Genomic DNA, 22,899 nt, shown 5'->3' on the forward strand with positions numbered 1-22,899 from the left:
TCCTGCCTCGCCCCCTCAGCGCTGATCGGGTCCAAGCTTCACGTCATCCAGATTGGTGCGATCCCATTCGTCGAAATCGGGCATGACGGGGCCGGGTTCGACCTGCGAAGCGTCGAATTTCCATGGATGCACCTGCAACGGTTCCAGAATATCGTAATATTCCTCCTCCGATACTTTGATGATGTCGAGGAACCAGTCCATCGAAACCGGCCGCTTGCCATCATACTGATATTCAAGTTCTTCGGCTTCCTCGCGAGTTTTCCGGCCATTACGGATGTCGATAGAAAGCAGATGGTTTGCGCGTCCATAACCGCGCTTCACGAACTTTGAAAAATCGCGCATGCCTTGGAACGTGCATTCGATCTTTTCATAATCGAACTCGGGGGGCACGCCTTCGACCTGCTGGCCTTTCCAGCCAAGCTCGCGCTTGATCAACGCGACGTTCGCCTGAGTGTCCCATTCGATGTAATTGCCTAGGCAGATCGAGCGGACCTTTAGGCGCAAAAGGTCTTTGCGCTTCGGATAGTCGAACATCCACAGGTCGCGGCGCTGGACGCGGCCTTCCAGAAATTCATACATGTCGTCGGCGGTGATGCCCTGGTTCATCAAGCGGTTGAACCGCTTTTCGTCGACTTCTTCCATTTCTTCGAAGGTGTACCAGCTGTGATACTCAGCCGAAGTTTCGCCCCAGAAAATCAGCGGCACCTCGAAACGGACGGCCATGTGCATCACGCCTGCATAAATACCGGTATGGCAATGCCAGCAAAAATCGCCACGCCGCTTCAATGCTTCGAGCATGGTTTCGCGAACGGTGTGGAAACTGGTCGTGAACTCGACAACGTCGACACCGAGCTGTTTGAACACGGAGGTATTATTCTCTTCGACCAGCGGGCGATAACCCCAATGGTTATAGCGCACGACGAGCGGCTTCAGCTTGAGGACGCGAACAATGTAATAGAGCTGGAAGACGCTGTCCTTGCCGCCCGAATAAGGAACAATGCAGTCATACGTGCCCTTGTCCTTATATTCCGCGACGATTTCCTGAAGCTGTTCCCAGCGTGCGGGCCAATCGATCGCGTCCTTTTTGACCTCGATCTGACGGCAGACCGAGCATACGCCCTCGGCATCGAAAGTGATGGTATCGACCGTTTCAGGGGTCAGGCACCGCGTGCACTTTTTCATGGCTTGTTCCTTTCGGGGGGAGAGAGGCGAAGCGTTTCGGCGCGCAAGGCTTCAGCATGCGTTAGCACCGCTTCGATACATAGAAAATCGACCAGATCATCGACCTCGAACGCTTTGTACCGTTCGGTAACATAGCCTAGCGTATGGTCGTGGCAAAAGCCGCGCTCGCGTCGCAAGGCATCGATCGTCGAGCAATAGAGGCTACCGTCGAGGTTGAAGACCGGGTCGAGGTCCTGACGCCGTGGCATATCGGCAAAGCTTTGCCCCGCCCACGGCTGGATCACGCCATCGACCGAACGGATCACCGAATAGGCCGGATGCTGCGTTTCCATCGCAGTGATACCTACAACCGCCTCTGCTCCCGATACGTCGGCGGCGAGCATTTCCAAGGCAGCGTCGATATCCCGGCTTTCGGTCAGCGGCGAGGTCGGCTCTAACAACAACAGCCAGTCGTACCGCTCGCCCCGTGCTTCCAGCGTGTCGATCGCGTGCAAGATGAAATCGATGCTGGGTGACGTGTCGCTCGCAAGGTCCGCGGGCCGAAGAAACGGGCAATCGGCGCCATGTTCAACCGCGATATCCGCATAAAGCTGGCTGTCGGTCGAAATGAGAATGCGGTCGACATAGGACGAACCGCGTGCAGCAGTGATCGGCCAGCCGAGCAGCGGTTTGCCGGCAAGGGGTCGGATATTCTTGTCGGGAAGCCCTTTGGAGCCTGCCCGCGCTGGCACGATGCACAGGATACGCTGCTCCCCGATCATCGAAACCAGTCCGCCGACGGCAAATCTACAAAACGGCTCCGCAACCGCTGCAAGGTACGGTCGATGACCTTCCAGATATAAAATTTGCTCACGGGGTAATGCACGCCGTGCAAAAGCTGCGCGCGGCGAATTTCGTCATTCTGCAGCTTGATCGAGGACAAACTCCCGCCCGTAGCTCCGCCGACACGCATCCGCACCCATATGCTGGGCAGATAACGCGCCTTGATCTTGTAAACATGGAAGACACGCAGCAGAAACTCATAGTCCGCCGCCAAACGGTAATCGAGGTTGAACAATCCGACCTTGTCATAAACCGAACGGCGCAGGAACACAGTGGGATGCGCTGGGATGAAGCCGCGAGACAGCGACTTTTCTTTGCATTCTCGGCTCTTCCAATGACGCACGATCTTGCCGGTGTCCTCTTGGCGTACATAGACGAGGTCGGCATGCACCGCCTCGAGCTCGGGATCGGCGTCGAATGCGGCCATAACATCGGCGATCACGGCGTCATGGGCGTAGAAATCGTCCGAATTGATAAAGCCAATGATGTCGTGCGAGGCATAACCGATACCTTTGTTGTAGGCATCGTAAATCCCTTTGTCCTTTTCGGACACGACCTTTGCAACATGCCCCCCCTCGCGTTCGATTACCGCGAGCGTGTCATCTTTCGATGCGCCGTCGATGACGATGTGTTCAATTTCTGGGTAGGTCTGTTTGGCAACCGATCGGAGCGTATCGCCAATCGTGGCAGCGCTGTTCCAGCTTGCGGTCAGAAGAGTCATCTTTTGCATGAATATTCTCAGAGTAAGGGGGCAGCGCGATCTTTGTCCGACAGGATCAGTTTTTCAAGGCCAAGCTCCCCCTTCAGGAATGCCTCTATCGAAAAAGCTTTTTCATTCTCTTCGTTATAGCCGCCGTCGCAGACATATTCGAACAGAGTGTCTTCAAGCGCGTAGAAGCCGTGTGCATAATGCGCGTCGATACGAATCCAGTCGTCTTTCGGCTCTAGTTCCTTACGATGAATCACCTTGTTCGCGTCGCCGACTTCGACGAGAAAATCAACGATGCGTCCTTCCACCACGCGGATCAGCTTGACCTGAGGGCTGGGTTCCAACTGCACATGCAGGCCACGGAACACTCCAGCTTTCGAAAAAGAGCGTTTCAGAACCACCCGGTCACTTTCGTAAAGAACCTGCAGCCAACCACGATCGTCGGCGCGTTTGGGCGCGGCTTCTTGCAATGACGGAAAGTGACTCATCAAAGCGACCAGTTTACGCCGCTGACCATTTTGCGCTGACGCGCTTCGATCAGATCCGCCTCGACCATCTCATTGACCAACTCTTCAAAACTGATCTCCAGATCCCAGCCCAATTTTTCCTTCGCCTTCGTCGGGTCGCCCAGCAACGTTTCGACCTCGGCCGGACGGAAGTATCGCGGATCGACGCGGACTATGGTCTGACCTGCCGTGACCGCCGGGCAGCGACCTTCGGCGTTCTCACCCTCGATGTGATCGACGATACCGACTTCTTCGACACCCTCGCCTTGCCACCGCAGAACAATGCCAATGCGCTGCGCGGCGCGTTCGACGAATTCGCGAACCGAATATTGCACGCCCGATGCGATGACATAGTCATCAGGCTCGTCCTGCTGCAGCATCAGCCACTGCATGCGGACATAATCCTTGGCATGGCCCCAATCACGCAGCGCATTCATGTTGCCGAGATAAAGACAGTCGGAAAGACCCTGGGCGATTTCCGCCAAACCACGTGTAATTTTCCGGGTTACAAAAGTTTCGCCCCGGCGTGGAGACTCATGGTTGAAAAGGATGCCATTACAGGCATAAAGACCATAAGCTTCACGGTAATTCACCACAGTCCAGTAGGCATAGAGCTTTGCCACCGCATAAGGGCTCCGCGGGTAGAACGGCGTGGTCTCCCGTTGCGGCACCTCCTGCACCAGCCCATAGAGTTCGGATGTCGATGCCTGATAGAAGCGCGTCTTTTTCTCCATCCCAAGAAATCGGATAGCTTCCAGCAGGCGCAGCGTCCCCAGAGCATCAACGTCGGCGGTATATTCGGGCGCCTCGAAGCTGACCGCAACATGGCTCTGTGCACCGAGATTATAGATTTCGTCAGGCTGAGTCTCGCGAATGATACGGACGAGATTGCTCGTGTCCGAAAGGTCGCCATAATGCATTTCGAACCGAACATCATCGTCGTGCGGATCCTGATAGATATGATCAACACGCTGCGTATTGAACAGCGACGAGCGCCGCTTTATCCCGTGAACGGCATATCCCTTTTCCAGCAGGAATTCAGCAAGATATGATCCATCCTGGCCGGTAATGCCCGTGATAAGAGCTGTTTTCACGCGTATTGTCCTCTGTTCCGAAAAACTCGGCTGGCCCGCAAATATCCTGACGCTGACCGGCCCGCATGGCGGCTATCGCTGCGGCGTGCTGACAAACACCCGCCGCGGTCGCGGCGCATTAACCGAGTCGGCGAAAGGCGTCTAGGCTTGGCGATGGGCAAGATGGTGAGTTGGGCCAACATCGATGGTCGGTTTCGGCTAGTCAAAAAGTGGCCAGGCCAAATTCGCTGCGATTCCGCAATGAAGGCACCTGGCGCCGGGCACGATCAATCGCGGCACGGTCGATTTCGCAAAACGCGACGCCGACCTCGCCACCCATGTCGAGAAGCACATCCCCCCACGGATCCACGACGAGTGAATGGCCGAACGTCTGTCGACCATCGCTATGCGTGCCGGTCTGCGCTGCCGCGACGACAAAACACTGCGTTTCGATCGCCCGCGCACGGAGCAGAACGTGCCAATGCGCTGCGCCGGTTGTCGCGGTAAAAGCCGAGGGGACGGCGACCGCGTCGACCGCGACGCTACCATAGGCGTGGTACAGGTCTGGAAAGCGAAGATCGTAGCAGATCGAAAGACCCATCAGACCCAATGGTGTCTGCACCGTCTTCAGCACATCGCCAGCACAATAGATATCGGCCTCGCGCCAACTTTCACCATCATCCAGCGCGGCCTCGAACAGGTGAATTTTATCGTAGTGCGCTGCGAGTTCTCCGTCCGGCGCGAAGATGAGCGAGCGATTGGCACAGCGGCCATCCGGCATCTCAGTCTGTACCGATCCCGCATGCAACCAGAGGCCGTTGGTAAGAGCCATCGACGACAGCGCCGAAAGCAATTCGTGATTGCGGGCTTTAACCAGCGTTCGCGGATCGCCCGAGACGCACAGCGAATATTCAGGCGCAAAGAGCATGGCGGCCCCGCCCCTGCTCGCTACCCCGCAGTTCTCGGCAAGCAATGCTAGGTTGGCGTCGATGCTGTCGCTGCTGTTTAACTGCGCAACGGCAATCTTCATGAACTTACCCGTTGAAGCAAAATGGGCCCGACCAGCGCTTCGCTGCTCGCATGGTCGTTGGGCGCGCGCACGTGCAACTGAATTTGCTGGATGCGGCACCCTGCGGGCACGGTCACATTCTCGTCGATGCGCGCCATGGCTGCTTCGGACCCCCAAAGGCTTTTGGCCATGGTCCCGTCGAGACAGCTGAATTCCCAATTGCTCCGGATGGGAACCGGTTCGCCATTCACAGTCGTTCCCGAGCGCTGGTCGATCTTCAGTCGATATTTGCCCGCAGGCAACAGCACGATCTTGCGCAAGGCATTGCCACTAATGCCGCCGCTCAGCGAGATGCTGAAAGCGAGGCCATCGCCCTTATCGTTTACCACAGGGCTCACGATAAGACCTGACCCCTCCGCAAGTTCCCAACTCAGCGGCTGCCACTCCGGTATCAATGCGGCGTCGCTAATCGTCATCGATTGAGCCAGCCCCTTTGGTGCCGCCTTCGTTACGGTGAGCAGATCGGCAATCGCCGGATACTGGCGGCGAGCGTCGAGCGCCCGAAACAGCAGCATCTCGACCTCACGAAATTTCCGGCCATTCGGCAAGCCGCCCATTCCAGTGACCCACGAAGTAACGGCCGATGGGTCAGTACCCTGATCGATGGCGAAGGTCGCAAAATCGGCGAGCCACGGCGTATCTTTGCGCACATATCGGACCATCGCCCTTCGGCCGTCGGGACGCGTGATCACATTGGCAAGGATCGGAAACAAACGGTCGCGTGCGGCATAGTTCGTCCGCAGCATTCGGCTGATGCGGGCCAGCGTTTCCTCTTCTTTTCGTTCCTCAGCCGCTTCGAACACGAACACCATCTGTGCACCGAGGTCACGGCGCGAAACCCGCTCCGCAAGCACGAAATACTTCCGCGATGCCGGTGTCATTTTCTGCTTGTCGTAAGTTGCGCCGTAATAGCTCAGCGCCTTCGCATTCAAAGGCTCCCTAGCCAAGCTGCCGCGGAGTTTCGCTCGCGCCGCTTCAGCCGATATCGGCTTGGGGGCGATCATCCGTATGCCGACCTTTTGGACCACCGCCAGAGGCGCGTCACCATCCAGCCTCAGTACCGTATCGGGCGACACTTTGGCGAAGGTTTGCGAAACCGCATCGATGAAGCACAGCCACGCCAGACACACACCGCCGACGACGAGCGCCGCTCGGCGCAGCCACAATTTTACAGGTGCGTTCTCCGTCATAGGGAGAGGGCGCGGCGGAACGCGCTCCGATCATCACCGTCGTCGTCATCGTCCTGGTCCTGCGCCCCATAGCCATAGCCATAGCCATACCCGTATCCATAGCCATAGGCGAGGCCGGCATCGCGCGGATCGAATTTGGTGACGATTGCGCCGAGCACGCGGATGCCGACCGACCGCATGCGCTTGATTGACGCGCGGATGGCGCGAACCGACTCACGCTGCGCCTCGATGATGTAGACGACGCCTTCGACGCTCCGGCCAATGAACAGCGAGTCTGCGAGACCAAGCGTCGGCGGCGCGTCAACGATCACATTGTCAAAGGTTTCACGGAGTTCCGCGATCAGGCGAGAGAGGCCGTCACCCGACAACAGATCGGCGGCGTTAGGCGGCAGCGGTCCGGCTGGGAGCAGGGCCAGACGGTCAATTCCCGAGTCGTGGCAAAAGCTTTTGGCCAAGCCTTCGCCCGTCAGATAGTTTGACAGGCCGGGCCCTTCGCCCAGTTCGAAGCGTTTGTGCAGCGTCGGCGCACGCATGTCGGCATCAATGATGACAACTTTGGCGCCGTTTCGCGCGATTGCAGTCGCCAAACCGATTGCACTCGAGCTTTTGCCTTCGCCGGGTGCGGTACTGCAGACCATAAGCGAATGTGGCAGGCCGTGATGGGTCGAAAGTGCCAGCATCGACCGAGCCGAGGTATAGGCTTCTGCCGCCCTCGACTTCGCGTCGCGAAGCTCGTCGATGATGCTCTCGTCCTTGCGCATCTTGTACACTGTGCACAGCAGCGGGACGCCGAATTCGTTTGGCACAATCGAAGGATCGCGGACACCTTCATCGATATGTTCCATGACGAAGAGAACGACGCCGCTGATCATCAGACCACCGATCAACGCAACCGCCAGATTGAGCAGCAGATTGGGCGACGATGGTGATTCCGGCGTTTCGGCGGCGTCAACGACGGCAATATTCGTCGCTTCGACACCAGCGACGCCAATTTCCTTATAGCGCTGGAGCAGCGCGTCGAACAGTTCGCGGTTGGTATCTACCTCGCGCTGATAGATGCTGTACTGGATGCTAGCTCGACGTTCGGTGTCGAGCTGCCCTTGCATCGAATCGACCTTTGCCTGAACCGCTGCCTCGCGGGACCGCGCCTCTCCGATTTGATCGGTAAAGGTTGATGCAACCCGGGCTTCTTCACGCCGAATTTCGCCATCAAGTTGATCAATCTGAGCCTTCAACTCGCGCGCGCCTGGATACTCCGCATCGAACTGGACGAGCGTTCGTTGATATTCCGCTGCCACTTCAGCGCGGCGTGCGCGCAGCGACGAGACACTTGAGCTCGCTAGGGCGAACTGGCGCGAGGTGCCCGTCGATCGCGCACGAGCTTCCGCTGCGATGCGGTCGGCGGTCGCTCGGGCCAATTCCTGGTTAATCGACTCAAGGTTCGACGTCGCCAGCGTCTTGACCGTGCGGGTCTTGCCGTCAGTCGTTTCCTCCGACGCCAGCAGCACGATCCGGTTCTTGCCGGCATAATTCACCAAATCTCGTTCGGACTGTTCTAGCTTTTCGCGAAGGTTCGCCAGCCGCTGCTCTAGGAAGCGACGCGCGTCCGCAGTCGAATCGAAACGCCGCGCAACAGACTCTTCGATAAACTGCGCCGCCCAAGCGTTGGAAATTCGGGCCGCCTGAGCCGGATCGGCGCTGCGATACTGGATGTCGACCAGCGACGATCCGCGGACGGGAGCAATAACGATATTGCTCAACAGCAGATCCTGGGCCTGCTTGGCCTTCGCCGCGCGCTCTTGTGGCGACAACTGGCCGCCAGATGCTTCGGCGTCGATGCCGTGTCCGGCCAGGAATGCGGCGTCTCGTTCCAGCCGCAGTGACCGCGCCACGCGCTCGGCCAGCGCCTGCGTCTTCAATAGAGCATATTGGGTATTATAGAATTCCGCGTCATAGACATTGCTGTCCGCGTCGATCCCGCTGACGTTGGTGATTTTCTTTTGCTGACGGCTGATTTCGAGCCGCGACGTCGCGGTATAGATAGGCGTCGAAAGGATCGTTGAAACAAAACCTAGCGCCAGGCTGCCCAGCAGAATGGCCGCCACGATCCATTTCAGACGCAAGAATACCGAAAGATAACGGCGCAACAGCGGGACAGCCTGGTCGTCGTCGATCTGCTGCGAGGCGGAGAGGTCTGTCGCCGCCGGCACAGCATCGTCAGCGATCGGAGGATAAAAGGTGCCGTTGGCCATTGTTGATTTGCCTGATAAATAGTTCGAATGAATGTCAGAAACGAGCGGAGACGGGCTCTGTTTCTATATCTGGTTGAGTATGGCGATCAAAGGCGCCGTTAGCAGCGGCGCAATGTCGCGGAAGATGCGCTGAGCTCGCGATTCATTCACGACGACGATATCGCTCGGGAAGATCAGCGGATCTTCATAATTGCCGAGACGAATGGCTCGAAGGTCATAGGCAGCGACATATTGGACGCTTCCGATCTTGCGGAAGATCAACACAGTGTTGGTCTGCGCATTGTCGTTCGTCCCTCGCGCGAGCGCGATCGCCTTGATCAGCGTCAAGCGATCGCGAACCGGGAAGATGCCGGGCTGATTGACCGCGCCTTCAACCGTCACATTGGAGCCGAACTGCTCTTCCAGATTGACCGACACCTGGGGATCTCGAACATGCTTTTCCTGAAGGCGCTGACGCAAACGCATGGCGACTTCGGAAGCGGTCAGATTGACCGTGCTGATTTCGCCAGCCAGGGGAAACGAAATATTTCCCGCTCCGTCGACCTGCACAAGCCGATCCTGCATTCCCGTCATGCCATATACGTCGATGCGGAGCTTGTCATAAGGCCCAACGCCCTGCGCAGCGACCAGCGGCGCTGGCATCGCAGCCTCGCCGCTGGGCAGCGCCGACGCATCCAGCAACTCGATATTCGACGCCGCGCCGACAGTCGGTCGTCCACCGCAGGCCGACAGCATCAAAAACGCGCCGAAAACCATAAACTTCGTAGTCATATTATGCGTCCATCCCGTCCAGCGACGCCTCTCTCGGCCTTTGCGAAAGCCGAAACGCGTTTAGCCAAATCAATCCAATAGCAGCCACACCAGACAATGCTGGCGTCCTTAGCGGATAGTCGAAGACCGAAGCAATCGCCAAAAAAACAAGCCACGCGATACCCAGCCAGCCGAGCACGGCGGGTCCATCGTCGCGCCCGGCCTTCATCAGCGCGGGCAGTTGCGCCGCAACGAAAACGATGACGCCGAGCAGAATCAGTACCATCGGCAAACCGCCCGTCATAAAGGCCTCGATCCAGTCGTTGTGCGCATGGTTCAAATAGTTCGGCTGCAGGAAGCGATCGTTTTCGCTCGCCGTGTATGCCTCGACGAACGAGCCAAGGCCGGTGCCAAAGGGAAAATTGGCCGCGCCCAGATCAACGATCGGTTTCCAGAAGCTTAGCCGAGCTTCATTTTGATAGCTTGTCTCGGCGATCCGCGAAACCGCTTCGCCGCGCCCGAGCAACAAGGTGGTCGTGGCAAGCCCTGCTACGACAACGCCGGCAAGCACCCATACCCGACGGCCGTACTGTGCCAGGCCGCCGCCGAAGCGATGCACCAGCCAAAGCGAAAACACGACGGCGAGTCCGCCGAGCAGCAGGCCAGCACGCGACCCGATGATCGCCAACAACACCAGCCCGAGCGCCGAAAACGCGAACGCCCCGAACAACATAACCCGGCGCAAAGTCCGGTCGTGGTTCAAAAGCGCCCAGGCGAATGCACCAGGGATCATGCACGCTAGGAACACTGCCTGATGATTCCGATTCGCGAAAAAGCCGATCGGCGAACCAAAGCTCGAAAAGCGATAAGGATATAAAAGGCTTCCCGGTGGCGACGCCATCTGAAGACCGCCGAGGATCGCCCCGACACTCGCAATCCCGATAAGCAGTGGAAGCAGCGCATGATAACGCTCGCGTTCGGACGCAACGATCAGGATCAACGCGATGATGGGGACGGTTGACAGCAGCGCGTTCCAGGTCGTGACCGGCGCGACACTCAGTGGTCGCCAATCATTAGCTAGCCCCATCGCGGCGGAAATATCGGTCACAAGCTGCCGATCGGGAAGCGATTGCCAAATCGTGGGTGGCAACGGAATCAAGTGCAAGACGCAGAGCACGGTAAACGCAAATACGATCAGGAAAGGCACGTTGACGAATGCAAAGCCCGCGCGCGTCATCCGCCAGACCGCCCAGGTCAACAGAAGTGCAGCGACCGGTCGCAAGACGATCAGGGTCGACACGTCCCCGCGCGCAGATCCGCCAAGCAGGAAAAGCAGAATAAGCATGGCGGCCGATCCGGAACCTGGCCGCCAAAGAAAGGCCGTATCGGCACGGCGCGTGCGAGCGCTATCGCTTTGTCGAGACGACGAAAGCTTTGCCATGAAAATCAGTCCTCATTCTCGGTTTCGGGAGGGGGTTTTCGGCCGCCCGCTTTAGGGTTTTGTCTGGCGGCAAAGCACTCGCCGTAGGGCGGAAAGCCTTTAGCCGCAGTCCCGGATGTTCGCAACAAGAGACCCGCCTCATCCCATCTCAGGGATTTCACATCACGCTATTTCATGAATGAATATGGCTCAACGCCGATACGTTGGCGTCCGGTGCACGAAATTCAGGCACCAGTCGCCGGACGATTTGCAGCGCCTCGTCGACCTGTCCATCGCGCAAATGGCCACGCAAATTGTCGAGCAAGGGGTGTAACTCGTCCCACGGCAGCATACGCTCTCGGGCCTGCATGATCCGAGGATGATCTGTCGGCTCGGGTGAATCGCCGATCAGCAACTCCTCATAGAGTTTTTCGCCCGGGCGCAGTCCGACTTCCTTGATTTCGATATCGCCGTCAGGGCTGGCTTCGTCGCGCACGGTCAGCCCCGATAGATGGATCATCTTCGTCGCAAGTTCGACTATGCGCACGCTTTCGCCCATATCCAACACGAAAACCTCGCCGCCATCGGCCATTGCCGATGCCTGCACGACCAGACTTGCGGCCTCGGGAATCGTCATGAAAAACCGGGTGACCTCGCGGTGCGTCAGCGTGACCGGTCCGCCTTCGGCGATTTGATGCTTGAATAGCGGCACCACGGAACCGCTCGAACCCAGAACATTACCGAACCTGACCATCGAAAAACAGGTCGGACCATCTACCGCAGCCAAAGCCTGTAGAATCAATTCGCATATCCGTTTGGTCGCGCCCATGACATTGGTGGGGCGCACCGCCTTGTCGGTGCTGATCAGGATAAAGCGTGCAACACCATGAGCGCGCGCGGCATCAGCCGCGTTCCAAGTTCCGACGATGTTGTTTTTGATCCCCGCAAGCGGGTTTGATTCGACGAGCGGAACATGTTTGTAAGCGGCGGCATGGAAGAGCGTGTCGGGGCGATAACGCGTCATGATGCGCATCATGGTCTCGCGCTCGGCAACATTTGCCAGTTCGGGGATCAGGTCGAAGCGCACACCCTCGGCACGCATCACGTCGCGCAGTTCCTGCTCGATGGAATATAGCCCAGGCTCCGACATTTCGACGAGGATCAGCCGCGACGGTCTCCGCCCTACAATTTGTCTCGCGATTTCGCTGCCGATCGATCCACCGGCGCCGGTGACCATCACGACACACCCAGCAATCGTCGCCGACAGCAGTTCCTCGCGCGGGGGCACGGGGTCACGGCCGAGAAGTTCCTCGACATTGATCTCCCGCAAATCTGCTAATCGCAACTGTCCATCGATCAGTTGCCCCAGACTTGGTAAAGTGCGGACTTGTACCGGGTGGTCCGACAAGGCATCGACGATCTCGCGACGGCGTGCCCGCTTGATCGTGGGCAACGCTAGGAAAACCTCGTCGATCGCCTGAAGCCCGATCAGTTCGGCGATGGCGCCGGCCCGAAATACCGGTACGCCGTCGATCATCTGGCCCGATAACAACGGATCGTCATCGACGAATGCTACCAGCCGCACGCTGCCCTCATGGCGAAGGGTGAGTGCGAGCTGCTTTCCGGCCCAGCCCGCGCCATAGATGCAGACAATTCGCCGGGGCTTGTCGACCTGCCCGGCGTGGAGCGCCTCGTTAAGAACGAAACGGATCGCCATCCGACTGACCGCGAGGAAGGCCAGGAAAATGATCGGCTGTAGCAACGCCATCGTGCGTGGAACGCCGGCGACCCCGACGAACATGAAGACGATTAGCATCGGCACGGCAAGAAGGCCGCACGAAATGCCCAAACCGGCCATCGTTCGGCCGCCGGAAAAGCGGATTAGCGAAGCATAGGTTCGCCGGTATAGCGCGATGGGAATCCAGCAGACAACCGACACGACGATCACGGCACGCTGGCCAAAGTCTAGCAGTTCCCAATGGCCCATTCGCAACGACCAGGCGACCCAGGTCGCCAGAACGAGAAAGCCGATGTCCATTCCGAACGCCAGCCATTGCCGTATGGGACGAGGAAGCCGCGCTGCGCGCCGGACAAGCTCTGACGCTCGATCCAATAACGACTTCGCAAAGTCCGACTTGGGGGATTCAAAATCAAACACGCCTATTCCTCAGCCTGCAAAACCGAGACCTATCTGCCCTCGACCGGCGCATCGAACGTATGCAATAATCGGGCAGCCCCCCAGCCCGAAATTGACACCGCCCCACCGAATTGGACCACTCAATACCTAACAACCGGTTTGCAGCACACTTTTGCGCGCGTTACGGTCGACGCTCGATAAAGACAAGTTTATAGTGCTACGATCAGATCTATTGATGACGCGTTCGAGGTGTCGACATGGCGACGATATCGCCTGAGAAAATCGCCTCAGACCTCGAAACTGTCATCAATGGCGCTCACCCTAGTTTGCGCTTTAGTCGCGGGTATCGAGGAACCATTGCTGCGTTGCCTCCAAGCCAATGGCGGTCAGCACACCGCTGGAATAGGCGCCCGTGTCGATACCTATCCTGTTGGGTTTCCGATCGACCTCGTCGCCGATCGTATGACCATAGACTACGACGGCACCAAAGTCGGCTGTTTCCTGCAAAAAATCCTCACGTATCCAGCGCAAATCGGGGAGACTCTGCCGGTCGAGCGGGACACCGGGGCGCACGCCGGCGTGAACAAAGACGTAGTCGCCGATAGCGATCATATCCTCGCCACCGCCAAGGAAATCGATATGTTGCTGCGGAACGAGCATCGGCAGCTTTTCGGCCAGCGCCTCGAAATCGGCTTCGTCGTAGGCAGCATCATCGCGCCAGTAGCTTCGGATCGTCGCGTCACCACCGATCCGGACAAAATAGCGGACCCGTTTTTCATCACCGCCCAGCGCGCCCAAGAAACATTCCTCATGATTGCCGATAAGCAATCGAACCTCGTCGAAAGGCGCCGACAGCATCCGCGCCCGTTCAACGACACGGTCGGAGTCCGGCCCTCGATCCACGAGGTCGCCTAGCAGGATCAACGTCGTGCGCGCTGCGGGCCGACTATCATTATCGACCTCGATCTTCTCGATCAACCGAGCGAACAGGTCGTCGCGCCCGTGAATGTCGCCGATCGCATAGATACGCTCGCCCGGCGGCACGGCGGGAGGGCGACGTGACGCTTCGGCCGGGCGGCGCTTGAAAAGGCCAAGAAACGACATGGAAGCAATATAATCCGGATTGATGAACCATTGCAGTATAAGCAATGGAGGGTATTCGTCGCGCCGATGCCCGACCCACCCCCCCGGGTCAAGTCTGCCGCGCTGCATTTACACCGTGCTGGGTTAAGCCGCCGACAACCACTTTTCCGTTAGAGTGGCGCCAACAGCCTATTCTCGAAGCTCAGGATCATGACCGTCAAGCCTCAAGACCCTCGCATCCTTTCCGTCTTCGGCACCCGTCCCGAAGCCATCAAGATGTTTCCCGTCGTCCACGCACTGCGTCGCCAGGCGGGTGTCGAAACGCGCGTGTGCGTCACGGCGCAGCATCGCGAAATGCTCGATCAGGTGCTTGAAATCGCGCAAATCGTTCCCGACGTCGACCTCGACGTCATGACCCCGAACCAGTCGCTCGACGCGTTGCTCGCGCGCCTCGTCGTGGGGCTTGGCGAGACCTTCGATGTCGAAAAGCCCGACCGTATTCTTGTCCATGGCGACACGCTGACGACGATGGCCGCGACGCTCGCCGCCTATTTCCGCAAGATCCCGGTCGGCCATGTCGAGGCCGGGCTGCGCAGCGGCAATATCTATCATCCCTGGCCCGAAGAGGTGAACCGCAAGGTGACTGGCGCTGTTGCCGACCTGCATTTCGCGCCGACCGAGACCGCCGCCGCCGCGCTTCGCGCCGAAAATATACCGGCGGATCACATCCATGTCACCGGCAACACGGTGATCGACGCGCTGCTCGCCACGAAGGCGCGGATCGATGAAGAGCCGGCGCTCGCCGCCGGGCTCGATCCGGTGGTCGCGCGCTTCGCGGACAAACGGGTCGTCGCCGTCACCTCGCACCGTCGCGAGAATTTCGGCGACGGGATGAGGGCCATCGCCGATGCGATCGCCGGCATTGCGGCACGCCCCGACGTCGCCGTCATCTTTCCCATCCACCCCAATCCGCACGTCCGCAGTGCGATGGAGCCGATCCTGGGCGGCCTCTCCAACGTCGCGCTGATCGATCCGCTCGACTATCCGCATTTCGTCCGGCTGCTCGGCCTCAGCACGCTCGTCCTGACCGACAGCGGCGGGGTGCAGGAAGAAGCGCCGTCGCTCGGCAAGCCCGTCCTCGTGATGCGGGAGACGACCGAGCGGCCCGAGGGGATCGACGCCGGCACCGCGCGGCTCGTCGGCACCGACAAAAATCGCATTATTTCCGAAATTTTCAGCCTTTTGGACGATGAAGGCGCCTACAACGCCATGGCGCGCGCCCATAATCCCTTTGGCGACGGCAAGGCGGCGGACAGAATTGCGGAGATTGTTGCGCGTGCCCATCGATAGCGAACAGAAAGTCACCGTCCTCGGGCTGGGCTATATCGGCCTGCCGACCGCCGCGCTCATCGCGCGCTCGGGCAGCAAGGTGACCGGCGTCGACGTCAGCCAGCACGTCGTCGATACCGTCAACAGCGGCAAGGTGCATATCGAGGAAGTCGACCTCGACGGCCTTGTCCAGGGTGTCGTCGCGCGCGGGACGCTTACGGCATCGACCGACGTCGCGCCGGCCGACGTCTTCGTCATCGCGGTGCCGACCCCGCACGACGACGAGCATCGTCCCGACATCAGCCACGTCCTTTCGGCCGCGCGCGCAATTGCGCCGCAGCTCGTCGCGGGCAATCTCGTCATCCTCGAATCGACCTCGCCCGTCGGCACGACCGAAAAGGTCGCCGCCTTGCTTGCCGAGCTTCGCCCCGACCTCAAGGTGCCCGGCGCCTGCGTCGGCGCCGCCGACATCTTCGTCGCTTACTGCCCCGAGCGCGTGCTGCCCGGCCGCATCCTCGTCGAGCTGGTCGACAACGACCGCTGCATCGGCGGCATCACCCCGCGCTGCGCCCGCCGCGCGATGACCTTCTATCGCCAGTTCGTCCGCGGTGCCTGTGTCACCACTTCGGCGCGCGCCGCCGAAATGGTGAAGCTGGTCGAGAACAGCTATCGCGACGTCAACATCGCATTCGCCAACGAGCTGTCGATGATGGCCGAGGAAATGGGTGTCGACGTCTGGGACGTCATCGGCCTCGCGAACCGCCACCCGCGCGTCAACATCTTGCAACCCGGCCCCGGCGTCGGCGGCCATTGCATCGCGGTCGACCCCTGGTTCCTTGTCCATGGCGCGCCGAACCACAGCCGCCTGATCCGCACCGCGCGCGAGGTCAATCTGGCCAAGACGGCGCATGTCATCGGCGCCGCCGAAATGCTCGTGTCGCAGCATCCGGGGGCGCGCGTCGCCTGCCTCGGTCTGGCGTTCAAGCCGAACATCGACGATTTCCGCGAAAGCCCCGCCGTCGAAGTCGCTGCGGCGTTGGCCCGCCGCTTCGGCAAGCAGATCCAGATCGTCGAACCCTATGCGCGCGGTCTGCCGATGGAATTCGCCGGCACCGGCGCCGAGCTGATCGATCTCGATAGCGCGCTCGCCGCCTGCGACGTTCTGATCGTCCTGGTCGATCATGACCTCTTCAAGTCGATCCCGCTCGAGGAACGCAGCGACAAGACCGTCTATGACACGCGCGGGCTCTGGCCCGACCAGCCGACCGGGGGCAACGGCAATCGTTTGCATCGCGCCGCGTGACGCTCTTCGCTTGACGCTCCGGCGGGCGGCTCGCATTTTGCGCGCATGCTCACCCGCCTGAAAACCATTGTCGTCGAAAAGCCCTGGGGCCGTACCGACATCCCCATCGCTTTCGGCGACTTCGGCGACCGCCGCATCGGCGAGATCTGGTTCGCGAATCCCGCGGGCGACGAGGCGCCGATCATGGTCAAATTCCTCTTCACGTCCGAACGGCTGTCGATTCAGGTCCACCCAGACGATGCCGCCGCGCAAGCCGCGGGATTTCCGCGCGGCAAGGAAGAATGCTGGCTGATCCTGTCGGCCGACCCCGGCGCCGAGCTCGGTGTCGGCCTCAACCGCGAGACCACCCGCGAAGCGCTCCACGACGCCGCGCTCGACGGCCGCATTGTCGACATGATCGACTGGCGGGCGTCGAAAACGAACGACTTCGTCTATAACCGCGCGGGCACCATCCACGCGATCGGCCCCGGCCTGACCGTTGTCGAGGTGCAACAGAATGTCGACTGCACCTATCGCCTCTATGATTATGGCCGCCCGCGCGAGCTGCACCTCGACGAAGGGCTAAAGGTCGCGCACCCCGGCCCCGTCCACGATCGGCGCGACACCATCGTCGACCCGCACGCCAACCGCATGCTGGTCAGCGGCCCGCATTTCCATCTCGCGCAGCTTGCGGCGCCCGTCGATCGGGCGTTGCTCGAACAGGCGACCGGCGAGCTGACGTTCGTCCCGCTGTCGGCGGGCTGCCGCGTCGCGGGCGAAGACGTCAACCTCGGCGAAGCGGTGCTGCTCGACGACCCGTCGGCGATCGAAATCGATGAGGGAAGCCGCGCCCTCCTGACATGGCCCGCCTAGTTACTGCCACAAACCGGCGTCATCCCGGACTTGATCCGGCGTCATCCCGGACTTGATCCGGGATCCCTTCACCGAGCGTTGAAAGAATGGATCCCGGATCAAGTCCGGGATGACGAAAATATGGGTTGGGCGACGAAGTCCCCTCCCCTTGCGGCCCTGCCGCGCATCTCCCATATCCGCCGCATGACCGACCCTCATGCGCACAGTGCCGCGCCTTGGCACGGAACCACCATCCTTTCCGCCCGCAGCGCCGATAAGGTCGTCATCATCGGCGACGGCCAGGTGTCGATGGGCCAGACGGTGATGAAGCCCAACGCCCGCAAGGTCCGCCGCCTCCACGACGGCAGCGTGATCGGCGGCTTCGCCGGCGCGACAGCCGACGCCTTCACGCTGTTCGAACGGCTCGAGGCCAAGCTCGAGCGCCACAATGGCCAGTTGCTGCGCGCTGCGGTCGAACTCGCCAAGGACTGGCGCACCGACAAATATCTCCGCAACCTCGAGGCGATGATGATCGTCGCCGACAAGGAGGTCACGCTGGTGATCACCGGCAATGGCGACGTGCTCGAGCCCGCGGGCGGCATCGCCGCGATCGGGTCGGGCGGCAATTTCGCACTCTCGGCCGCACGCGCGCTCGTCGATTACGAAAAGGATCCGGAAGTTCTGACGCGCAAGGCGATGGAAGTCGCCGCCGACATCTGTGTCTATACCAACGACCAGTTCACCCAAGAAATCATCGAAATTCAGGCGTAATCACATGAACAAGGATCTGACGCCAAAGGCGATCGTCGCCGCCCTCGACACGCATATCATCGGCCAGGCTGCGGCCAAGCGCGCCGTCGCTGTCGCGCTGCGCAACCGCTGGCGCCGCCAGCAGCTTTCGCCCGACCTTCGCGACGAGGTGAGCCCCAAGAATATCCTGATGATCGGCCCGACCGGCTGCGGCAAGACCGAGATTTCGCGCCGTCTCGCCAAGCTCGCCGACGCTCCCTTCATCAAGGTCGAGGCGACCAAGTTTACCGAGGTCGGCTATGTCGGCCGCGACGTCGAACAGATCGCACGCGACCTGGTCGAGGAAGCGGTGCGGCTCGAAAAGGAACGCCGCCGCGAAGCGGTGCGCGATGCCGCCGAAGACGCCGCGATGGAGCGGCTGCTCGACGCGCTCACCGGCAAGGGCGCGAGCGAAGCGACACGCGAAAGCTTCCGCCAGCGCTTCCGCGACGGCCATCTGGTCGACAGCGATGTCGAGATCGAGGTGTCGGATACGCCGAACATGCCGTTCGACCTGCCCGGCCAACCCGGCCAGGTCGGGATGATCAACCTCTCCGACATGCTCGGCAAGGCGCTCGGCAACGCGCCGAAGAAGCGCCGCCGCATGAAGGCGATGGAGGCGTGGAAGCGGCTGCTCGAAGAGGAGCAGGACAAGCGCCTCGACCAGGACGATGTCGCGCGTGTCGCGCTCGTCGACGCCGAGGCCAATGGCATCGTCTTCCTCGACGAGATCGACAAGATCGCGGTCAGCGACGTGCGCGGCGGCTCGGTCAGCCGCGAAGGCGTCCAGCGCGACCTGCTCCCGCTGATCGAGGGCACCACCGTCGCGACCAAATATGGTCCGATGAAGACCGACCATATCCTCTTCATCGCCTCGGGCGCCTTCCATGTCGCCAAGCCGTCGGACCTGCTCCCTGAACTTCAGGGCCGCCTGCCGATTCGCGTCGAGCTCAGCGCGCTCAGCGAACAGGATTTCGTGCGCATCCTGACCGAGACCAAGGCCGGGCTGCCCGAGCAATATTCCGCCCTGATCGCGACCGAGGGCGTGACGCTCGATTTCACCCCCGACGCGATCGCGCGCGTCGCGAAGCTCGCGGCCGAGGTCAACGAAAAGGTTGAGAATATCGGCGCCCGCCGGCTTCAGACGATCATGGAACGGCTGGTCGAGGATGTCAGCTTTGGCGCCGAGGACATGGCCGGCACCGCGCTGACCGTCGATGCGGCCTATGTCGACAAGCAGCTCGCCGACATCGTGGGCGACACCGACCTCAGCAAATATGTGCTTTAGGCCGACGTGACCGGTGGCGACCGGAAACGGTCGTCATCCTGTCCAGTCGTCGCGTCTTCCCGCCCCGAAATCGCCCGTCGATCCGCGGCATCCCACGAACCACCCGCGCCTGAATTTCGCCAACGCTTCATCGGTCTCTTCCAACGTTTCGTTCACCGAACTTCATTTGACTTTCGCGCGCCGTCAATGCGATGAACAGGGCGACACGGTCCGAGGGTTGCACGCGACCGGCACGGAGAAAATAATGTCAGACGAGGAAACCACCCCGACGCAGGGTGAGTTGGCGATCACGCGCACCGGCGATACGCTGCGGCAGGCACGCGAAGCCGCGGGCTTGTCGCTGGCCGACGTCGCATCGCGGACACGCATTACGCAAAGACACCTCGAAGCCATTGAAAAATGCGACTTTTCAGAACTGCCTGGCCGCACGTACGTCACCGGCTTTGCGCGCGCCTATGCGCGCGCGGTCGGCGTGCCCGAGGCTGACATCGCGGCCTCTGTGCGCCGCGAACTCGAAGAAGATGAATATGGCGTGCGCCCCACCTATGAAGCCTATGAGCCGACCGATCCGGCGCGCCTGCCGACGGCGCGGCTGACGTGGACGTTGGTGATCGTCGCGCTGTTGCTCGTGTCGGCCTATGGCGTCTGGCGTTTCCTCTCGGTCGAACCCGACGAGGCGCTGATCGCCGCGCAGAACCAGGCCGCCGAAGCATCCGAAGCGCCCGAGGCCGCAGCGTCGGCAGCCACCAAGACGGGGGCAGCGCCCGTCGCCGCCAATGCGCCGGTCGTGCTGACCGGGATTTCCGAAGTCTGGATCGGCTTCGACGATGCCAAGGGCAAGACCGAAAACTGGCGGACCCTCGAAGCGGGCGAGACCTATGAGGTTCCCCCCGCCTATATCGACCAGTTCACGCTGCGCACCAGCATCCCGCAGGCGCTGAAAGTGACCGTTGGCGGCCGCGACGTCGGGTCGGTCGGTCCGGCCGATACGCTGGTCAAGGGCGTGTCGCTGAAGCCCGCCGACTTGATCGCGCGCGCCGAAGGCAATGTCGGCACAGCGCCGGCGGCGACGCCAACGGCTCCCAAGACCGGGGGCTGACCCCATCGTCCCGACCGACCGGGGCGGCAGCGCGCCGAAATGGATTTGCGCATCCGCCGTTAGCGGCGTTATGAGTGCTTCCAAAGAATAGTTAACTGTGGGGGCCGATCGGCACATGATGAAACGACTGATGCTTCTTGGCGCGGCGCCGCTCGCCATTTCGGCAATCATGCCCGCGGCGCAGGCGCAGGATGCGACGGTCGCCAAACGCGTCGACCGGCTGGAAAAGGAAATGCGCGCGGTTCAGCGGCAAGTCTTTCCCGGCGGCGCCCCGGCCTTTTTCGAAGGCGAGATCGCTCCCGACACCGTCCCCGGCGAACGGATCAAGGCAGCGACGCCGGTCGCCGACCTCACTGCGCGTGTCGACGCGCTCGAAGCGCAGCTTCAGACGCTGACCGGGCAGAGCGAACAGAATGCGTTTCAGCTGCGCGAACTCGAAAAGCAATTCGCCGCCTACAAGGCGGAGATCGACAAGCGCCTGCCCCCTGCCGCCGCGACCGAAGCGGTCGCGACCCCGGCGAGCCTGCCGGTCGTCACGACGGCGAAGCCGCCAACCCCGACTCTCGCTTCGACGACGCCCGCGGCCGCGCCGACCAAAAAGCCCGCGCCGACGCCCGCCGCCTCGACCAAGCCCGACGCCGCGCGGCTTGCGCTGGTCAAGAAGGTCGAGATTCCGTCCTCGGGCAACGAAACCAAGGACGCCTACGACTATGGCTATCGCCTGTGGGAAGCGAAACTCTATCCCGAGGCACAGGCGCAGCTGAAGCAGGTCGTCACCAAATGGCCGACCAGCAGCCAGGCAAGCTTTGCGCAGAATCTGCTCGGCCGCGCCTATCTCGACGAAGGCAAGCCCAGCCTCGCGGCGGTCGCCTTCTATAATAATTACAAGGATCGGCCGAGCGGCGCGCGCGCACCGCACAGCCTGATGTACATGGGCGTCGCGCTCGACAAGCTCGGCCGCAAGGCCGATGCCTGCAAGGCGTTCCGCGAGCTCGAAGAAGTTTACGGGGACAAGGCCCCGCAGGATGTCCGGACCGATGCAGCCGCCGCAAAAGCAAAAGCACGCTGTTGATACCGATGCCGCCGGGCGGCTCGGGCGCGATCTTGCCGCGCTCGCCGGACCCGACTGGCACCGGCTCCATTATGGCGTGGCCGTCTCGGGCGGCCCCGACAGCATGGCGCTGCTGTGGTTGATGGCGACCTTGCTGCCCGGACAGGTCCGGGCGGCGACCGTCGATCATGGGCTGCGACAGGGCTCGGACGAAGAGGCGCGGATGGTCGCCGGCTTCTGTGGGCGCGAACTCATTCCGCACGCGACCTTGAACCCGCCGTCTCCGATCAAGGGGTCGCTCCAGGCGGCGGCGCGCGCCGAGCGCTACAGGCTTCTTGAAAAATGGCAAAAAGATTGTGGTTTGGCCTTCATCCTGACGGCGCACCATGCCGACGACCAGCTCGAAACGATCGTGATGCGCCTCAATCGCAGCAGCGGGGTGGGTGGGCTTGCCGCGATCCGCGCGAAAAACGGCGCGGTCCTTCGCCCGCTCCTTCATTGGCGCCGCGATGCCCTCGTCCGCCTTGCGCTCGACGAGGATCTGCCGTTCGTCGACGATCCGTCGAACAGCGACAGCCGCTTCGACCGCGCGCGGCTTCGCCACGGGCTCCAGTCGCAAACGCTGCTCGACGTCGAAGCCGCGGCACGCTCGGCCGACTGGCTTGCCGACGCCGATGACGCGATCGACTGGGCGGTCGAGCGGCTGATCGCGTCCTGGCCCGACGCATCGGACATCGCCGTGATCCGCGACGACGCCTATCCGCCGGAGATTTTTCGTCGCGTGGTGACCCAGCGATTGCGCGCCAACGACAGCCAAAGACAGATTCGCGGCGCATCGCTCGACGGCGTCATCGCAGCGATGAAAGGCGGCCGCCGCGCGATGGTCGGCGCGCTCCTGATCGATGCGGTGCCCGGTCTCGAAGGCACAATCTGGCGCATTTCCGCGGCGCCGCGCCGAAAAGCCCAAAAATAGGACAATCAGGCTCATTGTCATTTAACCTGATTGTCCTACATAA

20 protein-coding genes are annotated in these 22,899 nt (G+C 61.0%); 8 read left to right on the forward strand and 12 right to left on the reverse strand.

Annotated features, from left to right (window positions below; translation table 11 throughout):
* Positions 1-15: 15 nt before the first annotated feature.
* The 12 genes from ACO055_RS07375 to ACO055_RS07430 form a co-directional block, all read right to left on the reverse strand.
* Positions 16-1,182, reverse strand: coding sequence for an N-acetyl sugar amidotransferase (locus ACO055_RS07375; RefSeq protein WP_422061942.1), 1,167 nt, complete (start codon positions 1,180-1,182; stop codon positions 16-18).
* Positions 1,179-1,943: a cytidylyltransferase domain-containing protein gene (locus tag ACO055_RS07380; RefSeq protein WP_422061943.1), complete on the reverse strand. Its 765-nt coding sequence runs from the start codon at positions 1,941-1,943 to the stop codon at positions 1,179-1,181. Before ACO055_RS07380 ends, ACO055_RS07375 begins: the two co-directional genes overlap by 4 nt.
* Entirely contained in the window at positions 1,940-2,734 is a 795-nt protein-coding gene (locus ACO055_RS07385) for a glycosyltransferase family 2 protein (protein WP_422061945.1), read from the reverse strand. The genes ACO055_RS07380 and ACO055_RS07385 overlap by 4 nt, the downstream gene beginning before the upstream one ends.
* A gap of 8 nt (positions 2,735-2,742) precedes the next feature.
* Positions 2,743-3,201: a dTDP-4-dehydrorhamnose 3,5-epimerase family protein gene (locus tag ACO055_RS07390; protein WP_422061946.1), complete on the reverse strand. Its 459-nt coding sequence runs from the start codon at positions 3,199-3,201 to the stop codon at positions 2,743-2,745.
* Positions 3,201-4,319: a GDP-mannose 4,6-dehydratase gene (gmd, locus tag ACO055_RS07395; protein ID WP_422062438.1), complete on the reverse strand. Its 1,119-nt coding sequence runs from the start codon at positions 4,317-4,319 to the stop codon at positions 3,201-3,203. Before gmd ends, ACO055_RS07390 begins: the two co-directional genes overlap by 1 nt.
* A gap of 196 nt (positions 4,320-4,515) precedes the next feature.
* Positions 4,516-5,322, reverse strand: coding sequence for a carbon-nitrogen hydrolase family protein (locus tag ACO055_RS07400; RefSeq protein WP_422061947.1), 807 nt, complete (start codon positions 5,320-5,322; stop codon positions 4,516-4,518).
* Positions 5,319-6,551 carry a hypothetical protein gene (locus ACO055_RS07405; RefSeq protein ID WP_422061948.1) on the reverse strand — a complete coding sequence of 411 codons (1,233 nt, stop codon included), beginning with the start codon at positions 6,549-6,551 and terminating at the stop codon, positions 5,319-5,321. Before ACO055_RS07405 ends, ACO055_RS07400 begins: the two co-directional genes overlap by 4 nt.
* Positions 6,548-8,803, reverse strand: coding sequence for a GumC family protein (locus tag ACO055_RS07410; RefSeq protein ID WP_422061949.1), 2,256 nt, complete (start codon positions 8,801-8,803; stop codon positions 6,548-6,550). The genes ACO055_RS07405 and ACO055_RS07410 overlap by 4 nt, the downstream gene beginning before the upstream one ends.
* A 63-nt stretch (positions 8,804-8,866) precedes the next feature.
* Positions 8,867-9,574, reverse strand: coding sequence for a polysaccharide biosynthesis/export family protein (locus ACO055_RS07415; protein ID WP_422061950.1), 708 nt, complete (start codon positions 9,572-9,574; stop codon positions 8,867-8,869).
* Position 9,575: 1 nt separating this feature from the next.
* The gene (locus ACO055_RS07420; protein ID WP_422061951.1) at positions 9,576-10,994 is read right to left on the reverse strand and encodes an O-antigen ligase family protein; all 1,419 of its coding nucleotides are present in this window, start codon (positions 10,992-10,994) and stop codon (positions 9,576-9,578) included.
* Between the two features lie 172 nt (positions 10,995-11,166).
* A complete protein-coding gene (locus ACO055_RS07425) occupies positions 11,167-13,131 on the reverse strand; it encodes a polysaccharide biosynthesis protein (protein ID WP_422061952.1) in 1,965 nt (654 codons plus the stop codon).
* 312 nt (positions 13,132-13,443) lie between these two features.
* Positions 13,444-14,322, reverse strand: coding sequence for a metallophosphoesterase family protein (locus tag ACO055_RS07430; protein WP_422061953.1), 879 nt, complete (start codon positions 14,320-14,322; stop codon positions 13,444-13,446).
* 147 nt (positions 14,323-14,469) lie between these two features.
* Between ACO055_RS07430 and wecB the strand changes: the two genes are divergently transcribed.
* The 8 genes from wecB (at position 14,470) to tilS (ending at position 22,856) form a co-directional block, all read left to right on the forward strand.
* Positions 14,470-15,543, forward strand: coding sequence for a non-hydrolyzing UDP-N-acetylglucosamine 2-epimerase (gene wecB, locus ACO055_RS07435; RefSeq protein WP_422061954.1), 1,074 nt, complete (start codon positions 14,470-14,472; stop codon positions 15,541-15,543).
* Entirely contained in the window at positions 15,530-16,825 is a 1,296-nt protein-coding gene (gene wecC, locus ACO055_RS07440) for a UDP-N-acetyl-D-mannosamine dehydrogenase (RefSeq protein ID WP_422061955.1), read from the forward strand. The genes wecB and wecC overlap by 14 nt, the downstream gene beginning before the upstream one ends.
* Before the next feature lie 45 nt (positions 16,826-16,870).
* Positions 16,871-17,677: a class I mannose-6-phosphate isomerase gene (locus ACO055_RS07445; RefSeq protein WP_422061956.1), complete on the forward strand. Its 807-nt coding sequence runs from the start codon at positions 16,871-16,873 to the stop codon at positions 17,675-17,677.
* 183 nt (positions 17,678-17,860) lie between these two features.
* Positions 17,861-18,427, forward strand: a complete 567-nt coding sequence (gene hslV, locus ACO055_RS07450; protein ID WP_422061957.1) for an ATP-dependent protease subunit HslV — start codon at positions 17,861-17,863, stop codon at positions 18,425-18,427.
* Positions 18,428-18,431: 4 nt separating this feature from the next.
* Positions 18,432-19,733, forward strand: a complete 1,302-nt coding sequence (gene hslU / locus ACO055_RS07455; protein WP_422061958.1) for an ATP-dependent protease ATPase subunit HslU — start codon at positions 18,432-18,434, stop codon at positions 19,731-19,733.
* A gap of 244 nt (positions 19,734-19,977) precedes the next feature.
* Positions 19,978-20,832, forward strand: a complete 855-nt coding sequence (locus tag ACO055_RS07460) for a helix-turn-helix domain-containing protein (protein WP_422061959.1) — start codon at positions 19,978-19,980, stop codon at positions 20,830-20,832.
* Between the two features lie 115 nt (positions 20,833-20,947).
* Positions 20,948-21,904, forward strand: coding sequence for a tetratricopeptide repeat protein (locus ACO055_RS07465; RefSeq protein ID WP_422061960.1), 957 nt, complete (start codon positions 20,948-20,950; stop codon positions 21,902-21,904).
* A complete protein-coding gene (gene tilS / locus ACO055_RS07470; RefSeq protein WP_422061961.1) occupies positions 21,858-22,856 on the forward strand; it encodes a tRNA lysidine(34) synthetase TilS in 999 nt (332 codons plus the stop codon). Before ACO055_RS07465 ends, tilS begins: the two co-directional genes overlap by 47 nt.
* The last annotated feature ends 43 nt before the right edge of the window (positions 22,857-22,899 follow it).

This window comes from Sphingopyxis sp., assembly GCF_965227415.1.
GTDB lineage: Bacteria > Pseudomonadota > Alphaproteobacteria > Sphingomonadales > Sphingomonadaceae > Sphingopyxis.